This window comes from Sphingobacterium pedocola, from assembly GCF_015209965.1.
Lineage (GTDB): Bacteria > Bacteroidota > Bacteroidia > Sphingobacteriales > Sphingobacteriaceae > Sphingobacterium > Sphingobacterium pedocola.
In genome coordinates, this window is sequence record NZ_MU158689.1 from 202,648 (window position 1) to 217,207 (window position 14,560).

General features: G+C 39.7%; 11 protein-coding genes. 3 read left to right on the plus strand and 8 right to left on the minus strand.

Features of this window, described 5'->3' with window-relative positions; all coding sequences use genetic code 11:
- Positions 1–704: 704 nt before the first annotated feature.
- From C4F40_RS00815 to C4F40_RS00845, 7 genes are all read right to left on the minus strand, one after another.
- Complete coding sequence (locus C4F40_RS00815) at positions 705–1,190, minus strand: GNAT family N-acetyltransferase (RefSeq protein WP_196937475.1); 486 nt, start codon at positions 1,188–1,190, stop codon at positions 705–707.
- A gap of 1,109 nt (positions 1,191–2,299) precedes the next feature.
- The gene (locus C4F40_RS00820) at positions 2,300–3,343 is read right to left on the minus strand and encodes a hypothetical protein (RefSeq protein ID WP_196937476.1); all 1,044 of its coding nucleotides are present in this window, start codon (positions 3,341–3,343) and stop codon (positions 2,300–2,302) included.
- Complete coding sequence (locus tag C4F40_RS00825) at positions 3,343–3,609, minus strand: hypothetical protein (RefSeq protein WP_196937477.1); 267 nt, start codon at positions 3,607–3,609, stop codon at positions 3,343–3,345. The genes C4F40_RS00820 and C4F40_RS00825 overlap by 1 nt, the downstream gene beginning before the upstream one ends.
- Before the next feature lie 502 nt (positions 3,610–4,111).
- Positions 4,112–4,720 (minus strand): hypothetical protein, encoded by a 609-nt coding sequence (locus tag C4F40_RS00830; RefSeq protein ID WP_196937478.1) that lies wholly within the window; start codon positions 4,718–4,720, stop codon positions 4,112–4,114.
- A 448-nt stretch (positions 4,721–5,168) separates the two neighbouring features.
- Positions 5,169–5,849, minus strand: a complete 681-nt coding sequence (locus C4F40_RS00835; RefSeq protein ID WP_196937479.1) for a 2'-5' RNA ligase family protein — start codon at positions 5,847–5,849, stop codon at positions 5,169–5,171.
- A 195-nt stretch (positions 5,850–6,044) separates the two neighbouring features.
- The gene (locus C4F40_RS00840) at positions 6,045–7,118 is read right to left on the minus strand and encodes a Fic family protein (RefSeq protein ID WP_196937480.1); all 1,074 of its coding nucleotides are present in this window, start codon (positions 7,116–7,118) and stop codon (positions 6,045–6,047) included.
- A gap of 252 nt (positions 7,119–7,370) precedes the next feature.
- On the minus strand, positions 7,371–7,775 hold the full coding sequence (locus C4F40_RS00845) for a hypothetical protein (RefSeq protein WP_196937481.1): 405 nt from the start codon (positions 7,773–7,775) through the stop codon (positions 7,371–7,373).
- Here C4F40_RS00845 and C4F40_RS00850 point away from each other — a divergent pair.
- A complete protein-coding gene (locus tag C4F40_RS00850; protein ID WP_196937482.1) occupies positions 7,758–8,150 on the plus strand; it encodes a hypothetical protein in 393 nt (130 codons plus the stop codon). The genes C4F40_RS00845 and C4F40_RS00850 overlap by 18 nt on opposite strands.
- Positions 8,151–8,661: 511 nt before the next feature.
- Here the strand turns inward: C4F40_RS00850 and C4F40_RS00855 are convergent.
- On the minus strand, positions 8,662–8,898 hold the full coding sequence (locus tag C4F40_RS00855) for a helix-turn-helix domain-containing protein (RefSeq protein ID WP_196937483.1): 237 nt from the start codon (positions 8,896–8,898) through the stop codon (positions 8,662–8,664).
- A gap of 930 nt (positions 8,899–9,828) precedes the next feature.
- On the opposite strand from C4F40_RS00855, the gene C4F40_RS00860 reads away from it, so the two are divergent.
- Complete coding sequence (locus C4F40_RS00860) at positions 9,829–13,194, plus strand: SusC/RagA family TonB-linked outer membrane protein (RefSeq protein WP_196937484.1); 3,366 nt, start codon at positions 9,829–9,831, stop codon at positions 13,192–13,194.
- 40 nt (positions 13,195–13,234) lie between these two features.
- The gene (locus C4F40_RS00865) at positions 13,235–14,560 is read left to right on the plus strand and encodes a RagB/SusD family nutrient uptake outer membrane protein (RefSeq protein WP_196937485.1); all 1,326 of its coding nucleotides are present in this window, start codon (positions 13,235–13,237) and stop codon (positions 14,558–14,560) included.

The window sequence follows — 14,560 nt, forward strand, 5'->3', positions numbered from 1 at the left end:
CACAGGTTTTGAAACTGATCCGTTTAAACTGTTAAATTTTTGTATGCAGATTGTTTTTTTTAACACAACTCGTTTTACATTGCAGAGCTGGGCTTTCAGCCTTCGGTTCGAGAAATATTCCTTATATATGCGTTGCGTCAAAAAGTATCGTAAATATAGTAAATGTTGTAAGTTAATTCACCATGATGGAAGGTTATGTTTAGCGAAGCAAAATTAACTGAGCACGCTTCCCTAATCGTATTCGAATATATGCAAACATAGTAATAGAAAAAGACTGTATTCTGTACAGGATTAATTGTCTCCAGAAGAATATGGACAAAAATTAAATAAACAGAACATTGCAGCTTAACTAAATGTCCGTTTTATTATTGCAATTCCACCGGCTTCTTTATTACTTTTTGGATAATCGCAAATGGATATCCCTCCCGAATATAATTACAGCTATTGGTATATTTATCAATATAGATACAAGCGTCAAATTTTCGCTTAGAAGGTCGGCCATGCGCTTATGGAGACAATTGCCTTATTAACGCTAAGCTTTTCCAAGAAGACGTTTAAGATCAAGGGCTGATTATGCTGTACATGCCTCTAGCACGAGCACCGCACTGCTAACCGAACGACCGCCGAAGGCAGCTGCGAAGCAAACTGAGCTCTACGAAGTAAATGTTCGCGCAACAGGGGATTAGTGTCAACAATCTTGTTCTTCACACTTTCCTGATTAATTTCTCTGTAGGTATTCCATCTTCCACGCCACAGAAAAAGCTCTTAAATCCAAATTTTTCAAGGAGTCTTTTTGAAGCCAAATTATCGGGATCGATGACTCCGATTAGATCTACTGTCGGATACACCTTGTCCGCTAGATGTAAGAGCTTCGTGCAGACCATTGTACCGTATCCTCTCCGCCAAAATTTTTCTTTAAGTAGATATCCAATCTCCAGTTTCGACCTGTCGTGTTTGTACCATTCTATTTTGCAATCCCCAATAAATTTGTGCTCATTATTATGGATTTTGAAATAGCCGATTTCGTCGTACTGCGCATTAACCTCGAGGATTGAATCAAATTTTAACCTAGCTTCTTCTACCTGAAGTCCTTTGCCAGATATATATCGCATCACGTTGTTTTCCTGTACAAGGGCGTAATACGTTTCGAAATCACTTTTTGTATACTTTGCAATTGTAATCGTATCCATATAAAAAAATATACATGACGTTGTATATGCAATCTCTGGTTTCCATCACTTCTTTTTCATAATCTCATAACCCATACTTTTCCTTCCCTGAGGAGTAGGTGCTTCCAGTTTTTCCTGGAGCATATGGGAGCTAATCTTTTACCTTAATAGGCACGGGACAAAGTCCACGCGCCAGCGAGTTGGATCTACCAGCGCGAGCGAGGTGTTTGTAAACGTCTGTTAAAATATCAACTGCTAAGATACAAAAAAGCCAATGCCGGTAACATTGACTTTCTTTAATCACTTTAATAATTTCAGAGTATGGAACAAACGACCTTTCCATACAGAAGAATTCGGCTGGCAATTAGTGTGTCGGATGTACATGTGATAAAGGTAAGCTACTACTTCATGTAGAGAGAATGTAGCTTATCTTTAAGTTATCCTCGTGGTTATCCTACGGCTCAACTGGGAGGATCCCTCCACTTTTAAGTTCAATAACTTTTTCAACCCACCCCGTCAAACCGCAATTGGTTGATGCTCGAACGCTTACCCTTACCGTCCGATTTCCTGAACCGCTTCCAATTCTCAAATTCAACGTTGGTCCACTGGTATTGTGAAGTGAATTTGGCGGTGCTCCGACAACAGTCCAATTATATGTTGCACCAGCAACTGGCGAAACCGAGAACGTGTAAAGACCAGTGCATGCTAGTGGCCCAGCTGGACCAAAAATCCTTGGATCTTCAGGACCTACCCTAATCGACTTAGTTACTGTCAATGAATTTTGAACAGACTTTAGTAGCACATTCCCGTTAGCACTTCCAATTCGAGTAATTTTATATTGATTATTTCCTAAGTTTGTTAAAGTCGCAATATTTGTTGCGTTTTCTAATGTTATCACACCTGGATTAGTAATTGTATAGGTTTCTTCGTCGCAATCTTAGGAAGCGGGACAGGCACAAGAAGAAGATCGGCAGGCACTATTGGCTTAGCTGGTCACGAGCAAAGTAGAACAATCGTTTAATAGTAGTAAGAGAGGTGGCCAATATTCGTTGACCACCTTTTTATTTAACTTGGTGCTAGTCGAGAGTTCTTATAAGTATGATAACAGTTCATTTTCGAATCGTATTCGATTACCAGGGAGAGTTTCCAAAATAAAAAGCATATTCCTTTGAATATGTTGCGCAACCATTAGTGGCAGTGCATATTAACGTAATGAAGCCACCAACTCCCTTAGAGCGCACTTCTACTGTATTCCCGTTTGCGGACCAAGTCACTGCAGGAAGACCCGTGGAACCTCCCATTTTCGTCCACGAATACGTCGTAGAACCTTCACTATTCATGTTTCTTACTTTAAGAACTCCGGTATACCTGTAATTACCATTGCCACTTAATACAGTAAAGGCATCTCCAGTAGGACTATCTTGTAAACCAATCATATCTTCAATTCCCAAATTAATAAGTCCACCAATATTTATCTCTTTTGTAGTAACAAAATTGCCAGTAGTTGCTTTCAAAGTAATTACTCCGTTAGCACTTCCAATTCGAGTAATCTTATACTGGTTATTTCCTAAGCTAGTTAGCGTAGCGATGTTTGTTGCGTTTTCTAGGGTTACCGTTCCGGGATTTATTATAGTATATATATCCTCTGAACAAATGCTTTTGGGCCCCGAAATTTCTGTTTTGACGACTATCTCTGTTTCCCAATCGTCGTAAACGATTTCGACAGTATTTCCGCCGTTCAATCGGCCTCGATATCCTATCTTAAGTATTCCACCTTCGTTATATTCTTTTGGGATATAAATATTAAGCTGTTTGAGGGATGTGGAAGTCGGGCTTCCTTCGGGAGCCATAAAATCTGTGTGATCAAATTCTACCTCATTCGATACAACCTCATAACCTCCATTAGGGCGGAAAAGGAACATAAATGCTTTTAAGTCATAGAAAAGGGTCCCGGTATGTTGTGGACTTCTTTTTAGGCCCACCATTCCCGTGTAAATTTTGTCGGTACCATCATCTGTATATAAGATCTTGTTTTTTCCGTCGACACCTTGAAAAAATGTAGCTGTTCCTGCCTGAAAGCCAAACTGGGCTCCGTTAATTACATCACTAAATGTTTGCGTATAAGCTGATGTAATTGTTAGTGTTGAAATTATTAATAAATATAGTACTTTCATTATTTCTGTAAGTTTAGGTATACCTCAGGTTCAATCGACATAATATATTCACGAAGTTTAAATACTTGTGCTTCTTCGTCAAAATAAAACATGGAGGTGTCTAATCCAACCCCTTTCGAAAATTCTAACATGATAGAATCCTTGTTGTATTTTTTGCCGTAGATTAAGAGATAATCCTCGACCTTATTATCGGCTGATCGATCATCTTTTTTACATGCATTTAGGCCTAAACCCAATGCCAAGAATAAATAGAAAATTTTTTTCATAGTTTTTTAGTTAGTTTGCTACGTTAGTACTTTGCAATGCTAAAATATATGAAAAATATCCCGGAGCAAAAAAAGTATCATTAATGTTACGTGTTATCTTGTTTTGCAACTGGTTGATAGTGTGTGAAAAGCACTGGTGATCCACGACAATATTTACACTATTCGCAGACTAACACCGCAATGTCTCCGGTGCTTTTCATGATGAAGAAGTAGCTATATTTCATTTATGCTTCCCATAAAAAGTAGCTCTGGGTCCATTAATTTTGAATCTAAGTTAATAGTCTGTTTACTTATGAGGTCAATTTTAATTGTTCCACTTCTTGTATCGAGAAATTCCACCCGCTGGAATTCCACCATTGAGAGTGTCGACATAGGTCGCCTTATTAACGCGGAGCTTTTTCAAGAAACGTTTAAGATAAAGGTCTGATCAATGCCGTACATTTTGGATTTTCCGATCTCGTTACCTTTTTTTAAAAAAAATATCGCCTGCAGTTTCTGTTTTTTACTTTCTATTGTAGTTCCTTTCGTTATATTCTTGAATCACTCTTTTCAATTCTTTTACGGAAAGCCTTCTCTTTATGCCAGTTTCAAGAGCAGCGACAGACAATTCGTCATCACTTAATATCGCCTTGAGTTTATTGATTTTTTCTTTACCCGCACTTCCAAAAAGCCCAGTACTATTGACGTAGATCAATTGGTTGCTTCCTTCTTTGATTAAAAACATAATACTCTGGGTCCATCCTCCACCAGAAAATCCAAATCCTCCTGCCATCGGAGCACCGCCGTAGTTGATGTTTTCAATAAGAAATATTGGGCCTGTGCTGGTCGATTCGTATATTTTGAGACGTGCGTCAGACTTAGCATCTTCTTTAATAGCGGAGAGGTACGTTAGACCCTTGCTAAACCGATATGCTTTTTTGAAGTCGTTTGCACCAATCTTGGTACTTTTCTTTGTGCTTATCGGCGTAAATTTAAATGACTTGGATTTTTTACGGCCAATGTTTCCATAGACGGTATCCTGTGAGTTTGTAATATAATAATCGCTCTTATCCTGTCCAAAGCTATACATACTGACGAAAAGCATAGCTATACTGATAAATACAAATTTCATATATATGTTTTACTGATAAAAAATTATTTTCATACTTTCGCTATGCTGAGAAATACCCAAAAACACAGAGTACAGGAACAAAAGATCTATTCATGATTCTCTGTTAAATGGCCGTGGCCATATGCTTTATAAGGCTTGAAAAACCTTTGAATATTTGTTGCAGCTTTTTTTAGCGCCGGGCTAAGGTACTATAGATGTATTATGTGCAGGTTAATTTTTGTAAATATTTGAGTTAAGTTCTAGCGCTGTTTTCACACACTTTCGATAACACCTTGTCAATAAATCGGTTGAATTTTCGTTTTCGGAAGGTTTTCTCCCGGGGGCAGGTTAAAGTCGATACGGTGTTGAATTAGTTTTCGGATCTCGGGCAGTGAAAAAGCGGAACATATTATAATGACCTTCTGTGAGGCATCGATTTGATTTAATATGTCATCAATGATGGACATGTTTACAAGTGGGCCTTAAAGAGCGTCTTTACGATATGGGCCTTCTGGTACCAATCATTATAGACAAGTTCGACAGCTTCTGGTCTGAAATGTCCAAAGTCAACATTCCTGTAGTTTTCCAATAGTTTAGCATATTTTTCAGGATGCTTTATTTGTTTTCGGAAACGTGCTGTTGTGATATGCGCGGTAGATAATGTATATCTGGCATCGATGCTCTGCTGTAAAGAGGTTGCCTTAAAGTTACTTCTCAACCGATTCCTTAGGTATTCAAGGTTGTCATTTAATGGGAAACCCTGAACCATTACAGCTTCTGCAGAGGTAGATATTCCTTTAAATTGGAGGCCGATCTCCGGGATATTTCTGATACTTTCCTTAATGAGGTGCACATAATTTGGAATATTTACTTGACTAAGGTCAAAGCCGTCATAACAGGAGATGATCGATAGCACGGTGATGTGCATATCTGTGATCGGTTGATAATACTGTTGGTTGTCAATATTACTCATTTCCCCTTGGAAATACTGAATGCTCTTTTTGATGTCATCACTGGGCCTTATCAGGACAGTCAAGCCTCGTCGTCTGTCATTTCCATCATCGATCAATTTATCGGTTAGCACATTTCCATTACGGATTTTTTCGATAGATTGGTTATACAGTTTATTGTAATGTTCCGTCAAGTTCATGTGTCTTCACTGTTAAAGATGATCAAATGGGCTAATGACAACCTCTTCAAATTCGCAGTAAAAGTAGAAATACCGGTTGGAATATTTAGGAATAACTGATGATTTTTAAATCTTTACGTCCGTATCCTTCTCTTTTAGCACTTTTTGGATAATCGCAAAGAAACCCAGGTAGTTCTGAAAACCTTGCTATGAGGGTTATTCTTTTTCGTTCAAGACATAAACACTTCCTTTTCCTTTTCCAATCATTGTCAGCACTTGTTCGTCTCGTAAATATTGTAAATCCTTTTTCAAAGTACTCAATCCTATTTCGGGAAATTGCTTTGCCAGATCACTTACTTTGATAGGTTGACTGTCTTGAATAAAATCTTTTATTAACCTTTGCCTGTTGTTCAGATAACCGCCTTTGGATTTGAATACGTCATATTTTTGTTCCAATTTTTCGGTAAGGGTTTTCAAACTCTCTAAAAAGAAAATCAACCATTTGTCAATACGTTCTTGTTCTGTTCCTCTGTTTTTTTGCCCTGTCATTAAGACTTCGTAATAGGCTTTTTTATTTTGCTCAATATGATTTTCAAATGAAATATACTGAATAAAAGGATAATCATTTTGTAGAAGACAAAGTGTTGTAAGTAGCCGGGATAACCTGCCGTTTCCGTCTTGAAAAGGGTGTATACTCAAAAAATCGTAAACAAAACTACCAATAACAATAAGTTGATGAATGCTTTTTTGTTCTATTTGCTCGTTTGTCCATTCAACTAATTCCTGCATTTCTCCTGCTACCAATGCAGGTTCGGTGGTTGCAAAAATGGTTCGTTGTTCGCCTGTCGGATAGGTTGCTACTACTTTGTTTGAAAGAAACTTGTAAGTACCTCTGTGTCGTTCGTCTTTATTGCTGTATTTCAGCAATATTTGGTGTAATTGTTTGATATAACTTTCGGAAAGGCGTATATCAGAATAGTTGTCATAAATGAGTTCCAAAACTTCATAATACCCGACAACTTCCTGTTCGTCACGGCTTTTTAGTTTTGTTATTTTAATGTCGTTTAGAAGTTCTTGCACTTCTTTGTCGGTAAGTGTTGCTCCCTCAATTCTCGTAGATGAACCGATACTCTCAATAGTAGCAATTTTCCGTAATTCTTTCAGATAACGGTTTTCCTGTTTTTCGGCACTATTCCATTTGCCCTTAAAACTGTCAATGTAACCAACAAGCTGTAAGACTCTTTGGTTGGTGATAAAATCAAAATTGAGCTTTTGAATAAATTTATCCATATATTATCTGTATTTTATCCGAAAAAGGGATTGTACAAAGATATGAATTTATCTGTATCTTATCCGTATTTTATCCATAAAAACGGATTGAAGTACGGCAAGTTTTTCCCTTGACGGCCCCTAGCTGCATTGCCTCAATGGAGCCAAATGTCAAGAAGTTCTTTATTTGGAATGAAATTATCATGGTATTAATCAATTATTTCCCAATAGCCTCCTTTTAGTGGAAGGCTTAATGGGAAATTCAGATATGGTTTATTTTATAATCTCTTTCAGCTCGGAGTTTACTATATAACCGCCGACTTGATTTGCTCCATCTGTAAAGTCTATTAGTTCATGTTCGCGTAAGATCTTGATATACCGCTCTACCGTTTTCCGAGACATTCCCGTAATCTTGCTGTAATCAGGTACGCGTTTCTTTTCGTTGTATAATATTGCCTGAAGTAAAACCGCTAATTTTCTTTTGGTGGTTGGTCTAGCTCCCTCAATAGTTCCCTCAATAGTTCCCTCAACAGCAGGTTCAATAGTTATAAAATATTGGATCAGGATGAGGCGGTGCTCCGTGCAGACAACAATCCGTTTGCGGTAGTTGTCCTCACTGCATTGCTGGCGATATTGCACCGTAATGTTACAGATGAGCAGTTGAAAGAGATCAAACACGATCTTTATGAAGAGATGATAAAGCGTGAGATGGATAAGGATACACGACAGGGGATATACGACTTTTTGGCACGTTATGTGAGTTTTAAAAATCAGGAAACATTTATTATCTTTGAGAAAGAAGTAGAAATCAAACTAGGGAGGAATACTACAATGGGAACACGAGAATATTTGCTGGAAAAGGCTAAGAATCAAGGATTATTGCAAGGGATTGAAAAAGGGATTGAGAAAGGTGCTGAAGCGAAGAGTTACGGGGTTGTGGAGAATCTAATTACTGAACTTAATCTTGCGGACGATGCGATTGTCCGCATAGCCGAGGTATCTCTTGAATTTGTGAAGAAAGTACGTGCAGATCTAGCTAAAGGGAAAAAATAGGTAACACTTTATTTTACAGATATTAAATAAATAGCCGTTCGGATATCCCGAGCGGCTATTTTCTTTTTTTTAAATTATCGCTTTATGTCAAGGCACTGGAAACATTTGCTCCGCAGCTCGCTACGCTCGGTTCCGGCGCCAGGGAGATATATCTTGTATATAACAACCTCATCCGGTATCATTATTTTTTTACAGTTTTTCTTTCAATTTTAGCCATAAACCTATAATTGTATTTGCTATCTCAATTTGCGATGTCAAAAATTACTTCCCACTCCGTTTATTCACCTCCGCCTTTGTATCAGCATCGACAACAACAATCTCAACCACCTCATTTTCCATTAGCTTAGACGGAGTCCCGTCAGCTTTTTTCTTGGGGACTTTATTTATATCTAATTACGATCTGTTCTTCCTTTGGAATTCCATCATGAAAAAGATCTTCTAAGTTTTTAAAACCAAAAAAGCTTTTTTCAAGACGAGTTAAATAACTTATACTGCATTTTGCAATATTCAGTTATTCTTCATCTTTCTTTAAGGTTTCTTCTACTGAGATTTCTAAAGCATCGCAGACATTCAAAAGTTTAGAAAAGAAGAAATCTTCTTTTCCATTTTCCATGTCACTTATTTTGGCTCTATCCATTTTTGGAATTTTATCTGCAACTTGTTGTTGTGTTAATTCCAATTCGATACGTCTCAGTTTTAATTTCTTTCCAATTCTTAAAACTATTTCCAAGTGCTTCTTATCTATCATAAAAATATTTTTGTGGTTTTATTGCCACTTTTGATAATTATTACTATATTTGTTTAAGCGATTAGACAATAAGGCCGTTTAGCCATATTGAACGATGTTTTCTCGATCTACGAACGACTAAATACCATCGAGGGAACCGTGAAGATCGCCTCATGCTTAAAAAAAGTTTCTTACTTTTGTCATAAAGCATGGTGGTGGTCTCGCGTAAACTTTAGATGGTAGAGTCAAATGTCTCGTGTAGACATAGACGACAGGGCTAGTCACCCGTGGGTCTAAAGTGCGAGGCCGCCCTTTGCTATTTTAAGGGCTTCGAGTTCACATTGTTCACATAAATTTTTTAAGAATTATGAGAACGACAAAACTAACCCACAAGACCTGCAAAGACCTGATCAAGGATCAGAATCGCGGGTATTCCCCTAAGCAACATTTAAAGAACGTCATTTCACCTCCGGAATAAGTTTACTGATCTTTCAGATACTGAAAAGAGGGGGTAATAAATGCCAAAACGAAAGATTCGCAGGGCTGAATAATTTCAGAGGGCGAATGATTCTCGAAAGCAAAACTCTACTTTCTTTCTTGATGTATCTGGCCGACCTCTACCAACATTAAAACAAAATTGTTTGCAATGGGTCAATTGATCGGTTACACTTATACTAGTTCGTACCTAAAAGTAGTAATCTTTCCATAATCTGACAAATAATTTCTGCTTATATGTAGATATTGTAATGCGATATCGGTGCGGGTCGGTATTTTATTTCCGCAAATACGATAACTGAAAACTCTTTAACCTTTTTATGTCGCGTGATCTCGTATTCGGATTTTTCAAGAAAATACTTATTGACGATGTAATGACGTAGATAAAATAACGTTGAAGCTACGGTTTCATTCGGATTATAGAAGTCTATTCATAACGTCTTAACCATTAAAAGAATGCGAAAATTACGCAAAGGGGAAAGTTATGCGCTGTTGCGAAGTGTTATTCCCAGCCAATTTAAAGATCCCTCCAAAGTCGGGATGACAAAAAAGAAGGAAACCCTGCCTTGTCATGCCGAGGATACGAGGTATCTACTTAGCCGTTTATTTAGATCCTCCGCAAACAACAAATTTTTAAGCGGAGTTCTACGAATATGTATCCTGTTTTTCATAGTTGTGTTGTTTAGTGATGCCCAGGCGCAGTCGGGGCGTACACTCGGAGGAGAAGTGCGCTCGGCTGCCGACGGGCAGACTATCGAAGGGGCATCCGTACAGACTGGTAATAAATACACGTTAACGGACAAAGAGGGGAGGTTTAGTATCACGGCACCCCAACCCAAAGGAACACTAAAGATTCACCACATTGGATATGTGGCACAGACTGTCGCCTATGATGAAACAACTACGCCATTAGAAATAAGATTAGAGCCAAATGAACAGCAGATTGAAGAAGTAGAGGTGGTGAGTACGGGATACCAGCGTATCCCTAAAGAACGGGCTACAGGTAGCTTCGTGCAGATTGATAATGAGCTGTTGAATAGGCGGATTTCCACAAATCTGTTAGATCGGTTAGATGGAATTGTACCAGGCATGCAGTTTCGATCATCGTCGAGTGGGGGCTACAATCCATCTCTAATCGAGATCCGTGGAAGGAATACCATATCGGCGGGCTCTGCTCCACTGATTATTTTAGATGATTTCCCCTATCAGGGCGATATCAATGCAATCAATCCGAACGATGTACTATCGATTTCGGTACTTCGTGATGCCGCCGCCGCCTCCATCTGGGGTGCTCGCGCAGGAAACGGCGTTATTGTTATCCAAACCAAAAAAGGAAGTAACAAAGCAAGGGCGGAGGTAAACATAGCAAATAACGTCACGATCGGCAATAAAGTAGATCTTTACTCCGCCAATAGACCCATGCTCTCGTCCACCGAATATATCGAAGTCGAACAGTTTCTGTTCGATAAGGGGGCATACAATACCCGGATCCGTAACGGATTTCAGGGAATTTCCCCGGCCGTATCGATCTTTCAACAAACGAAAGATGGCACAATTTCGCTAGAAGAATCAACCCTTCTGATCAATAACTTGAAAGAACAGGATGTCCGTAATGATCTTCTACGGTTTTATTACAAACACCCGGTTAGCTACCAAACGAGCGTCGGCATCAGCGGAAGTTCGGCTGCCCACAGGTATTATATCGCAGCGGGCAATGATCTCCAAAATGGTAACGTGGTGAACGACAAAAGAAATCGAACTACACTGACAAACAACCACAGCCTGCTGTTTTTCGCGGATCGATTGCATGTTGATATCAATACATTCTACGCTTTCGATCGCCAAAAAAGTGGTCATGCAATTGCGAGCTTCTATCCGTACGATAGGATGCAGGATAATGAGAGAAATGCAATGGCTTGGACGAGCGCTAGCGGGTTAAGTTTATCGTTTACGGAAAACGTAAACGAACAACTGCTCGACTGGAGATACCGACCCTTGGATGAGCTAAACTTAGGCGCTAACAGAACGAATGACGATCGATTTCTACGGGTGAACACGGCAGTATCGTATAATCTATTCGATAAAGTAAAGGTAAAGTTGCTTTATGGCTATCAGCAGGGAGAAAGTAGCTCCTTACTTCAGAATGATCTCGACCGATTTTACACCAGAAATCTGATCAATACCTTCAGCAAGATTGAAAGCGGGGTGTTGCAGTATAATTTACCACAAGGTGAAATTTGGGACAGTGCAAACACAAGTAGGGGTACACATACTGGACGGCTGCAGGCCGACTACAAAGTTAAGTTCTTTAGGAATGACCTCGATCTCTTTGGTGGTTTCGAAGTCATGTCGGATAATAGATCCGTTGCGACCAATATATTGTACGGTGTGGATGCTGAAAAATTAACGAATCGGAACACCGATATCGATTTTAATAGAGCCTATCCCTATTATTACAACAACACTACAGCTACCATTCCCAATGGCTTCAACCAGGTGCGACATACAGATAGGTTCGTGTCGTATTACGTTAACGGGCTTTATAATGTTAGGGACAGGTATATGCTTTCTTTTAGTTTAAGAAAAGATGAATCCAATCTCTTCGGGGTCGATGCAAATCAGAAAGGGGTGCCCTTGTGGTCGGTCGGCGCAAAATGGGATCTCAAAAGGGAACAGTTTTTTAATCTGGACGTGGTAAGTAACCTAAAGCTCAAGGGAACATTTGGGTACACGGGAAATATTGATAAGTCTACTTCAAGATACCTAACCGCGCAATCGGCATCTTTTCTGACTAATCTCTACGGTCAGCTGTACGCAAATGTGATCAATCCACCCAATCCAATGCTACGCTGGGAGAAAATCCGAAATTCGAATCTAGGCTTGGAAATGTCTTTATGGAATAATAGCATTAACCTGGAAATCGAACGATGGGAAAAAAGCGGACAGGATCTCATCAGTAAGATCGATCTGGCTCCGCAGGCTGGGCTGGCAAGTTTCATCGGCAATGCGGCTTCGACAGCATCCGAAGGGATTGATGTGTCACTCCATACCAGAAATATGCAACGTAGCCGCTTTTCGTGGGATAGTTTTTTATTGATGAGTAAAAGCAAAAGTCTGGTCAGCGAAATATTCATCGAGCCGGGTTCAAATTACAATGTCGTCTCTTCGCCGGCGCAGAACTTTATCGAAGGGAATCCCTATTGGTCAATCTACAGCTTTCCATATAAGGGATTGGACGAGGCAGGTAACCCCATTGGCTTCCTGTTGGGTGAAGAGAGTAAAGAATACCCGGCGATATTGAACAGTACGGAGCGGGACGGTATCAAACTCCACGGCTCGAGTATCCCTACAGTGTTTGGGAGCTTTCGGAACCAATTTACATACAGAAGTTGGTCGCTGTCGTTCAGCTTGTTATATAAAATGGGGTATTATTTTAAGCGGTCGTCGCTTAATAACAGTACAGCATATGGCTCGGGTGGTACGGTCGACGCGTATCAGACCGATTACGAAGGTAAATGGATGACAGCCGGAGACGAAGCGCATACCGATGTGCCATCCCTTATCTATCCGGCAAACCTAAGTCGGTCTAGATTATACATCCAGTCCGATCGGTTGATCGAATCGGGAAGCCATATCTATTTTCAGGATGTGAATATTTCGTATGATATGGATCTTTCGTCGGGCATCAAGATGCGGACATACTTTTTTATCAACAATCTTGGTATGATTTGGCGAAAGAACAGACAAGGTATCGACCCGAATGCTTTAGGCGGGTACCCGATGCCGATAACTTATACCCTAGGTTTAAACTTTAATATATAGCGCCATGCGAATTTTTTATATAATCATAACGTGCGTATGCATGATCTCCTGTACGAAATCAGATTTCTTAGCAGAGAAACCGAGATCTTCGATGTTGGTTCCATCTACGGTGGAAGATTACCAATTGCTATTAAATAACCCACTTATTAACGAAGGCACTACGGGTTTGGGTCTAATTTCTTCCGACGATGTGTATTTCGATCAAGAGTCGCTAGAGGCTATCAGTCCACTGGTACGCCATGTGTACCTCTGGGATCGGGATATGTATGCAGGCGAACAGCAGGTTAAGGACTGGAACAATGGATACTTTGCAGTTTTTATTGCAAACAATGTGATCGAAGGGATAGAAGATGTAATTGGAACGACCAAAAACAAGCGGGACGTATTAGGTCAGGCTTTCTTTAAAAGGGCGTATGCGTATTTTGATTTGGCAACGCATTTTTGTGAATATGTTGACGACGCTAATGATAGCCAATTGGGTTTACCATTGCGAACGACGGCCGATGTGAATGTCATTGAACAGCGCGCTTCATTGGAGCAAACCTTCGAACTGATCAAATCTGATCTGTTACAGGCTAAAGACCTACTGATACATAGCGTTCCGGTGCAGGATAAGTATAGACCTTCCGTGTTGTCCTGCTTTGCGCTGCTTTCCCGTATGGAATTATACCGCGGTAATTACGAAGGTGCGGAGATTTATGCAGATTCTTGTCTAAAGCTTTCAGATGGCCTACTTGACTATAATAACATTGATCTCACAGTTTCGAATCCGTTTACAAGTGATCATGTAGAAATTATTTATAAAACTACCTGTCCAATGTACGTAGAGCTCTACGGTGCGGATTTTTCTCCAGCTCGTGTAAATCCACTATTGATCGAACTGTTTAATGCAAATGAACCCCGTAGAAGATTGTATTTTGGAACAGATAGCCGCGGATTGAGCTATGCTAATTACAGTTATACAGGTTTTTCCACATTTCCATTTACCGGCCTCGCCACCGACGAGATTTACTTGATCAAAGCCGAATCGGCCACTCGAAACGGTAACCTTTCCGAAGCGCAAGAAAAATTCGAAAATTTCCTACGCATGCGATATAGCGATATACCCTACGATCTTGAAGAGCTGAGTAAGGATAAGGAAAAAATGATGGATATGGTATTGTTAGAACGCAGAAAGGAACTGGTGTGGCGCGGAAGCCGATGGTTAGATCTCAAGAGACTAAATGCGGAAGGATATTCAATTTCCGTGCGTAGACAACAAGCAGTTGGGGCCGAGTTTTCACTGCTTCCAAATGATCCCAAATATATTTTTTCTATACCGGTAAGCGAAATTAACCGAAGTGGAATTACACAAAATTTAAGATAA

Coding starts and splice junctions, on each gene's coding strand:
- C4F40_RS00855 (WP_196937483.1), bottom strand. CDS start 8,898: ATGATAGATAAGAAGCACTTGGAAATAGTTTTAAGAATTGGAAAGAAA.
- C4F40_RS00865 (WP_196937485.1), top strand. CDS start 13,235: ATGATCTCCTGTACGAAATCAGATTTCTTAGCAGAGAAACCGAGATCT.
- C4F40_RS00830 (WP_196937478.1), bottom strand. CDS start 4,720: ATGAAATTTGTATTTATCAGTATAGCTATGCTTTTCGTCAGTATGTAT.
- C4F40_RS00835 (WP_196937479.1), bottom strand. CDS start 5,849: ATGAACTTGACGGAACATTACAATAAACTGTATAACCAATCTATCGAA.
- C4F40_RS00820 (WP_196937476.1), bottom strand. CDS start 3,343: ATGAAAGTACTATATTTATTAATAATTTCAACACTAACAATTACATCA.
- C4F40_RS00860 (WP_196937484.1), top strand. CDS start 9,829: ATGCGAAAATTACGCAAAGGGGAAAGTTATGCGCTGTTGCGAAGTGTT.
- C4F40_RS00815 (WP_196937475.1), bottom strand. CDS start 1,190: ATGGATACGATTACAATTGCAAAGTATACAAAAAGTGATTTCGAAACG.
- C4F40_RS00825 (WP_196937477.1), bottom strand. CDS start 3,609: ATGAAAAAAATTTTCTATTTATTCTTGGCATTGGGTTTAGGCCTAAAT.
- C4F40_RS00840 (WP_196937480.1), bottom strand. CDS start 7,118: ATGGATAAATTTATTCAAAAGCTCAATTTTGATTTTATCACCAACCAA.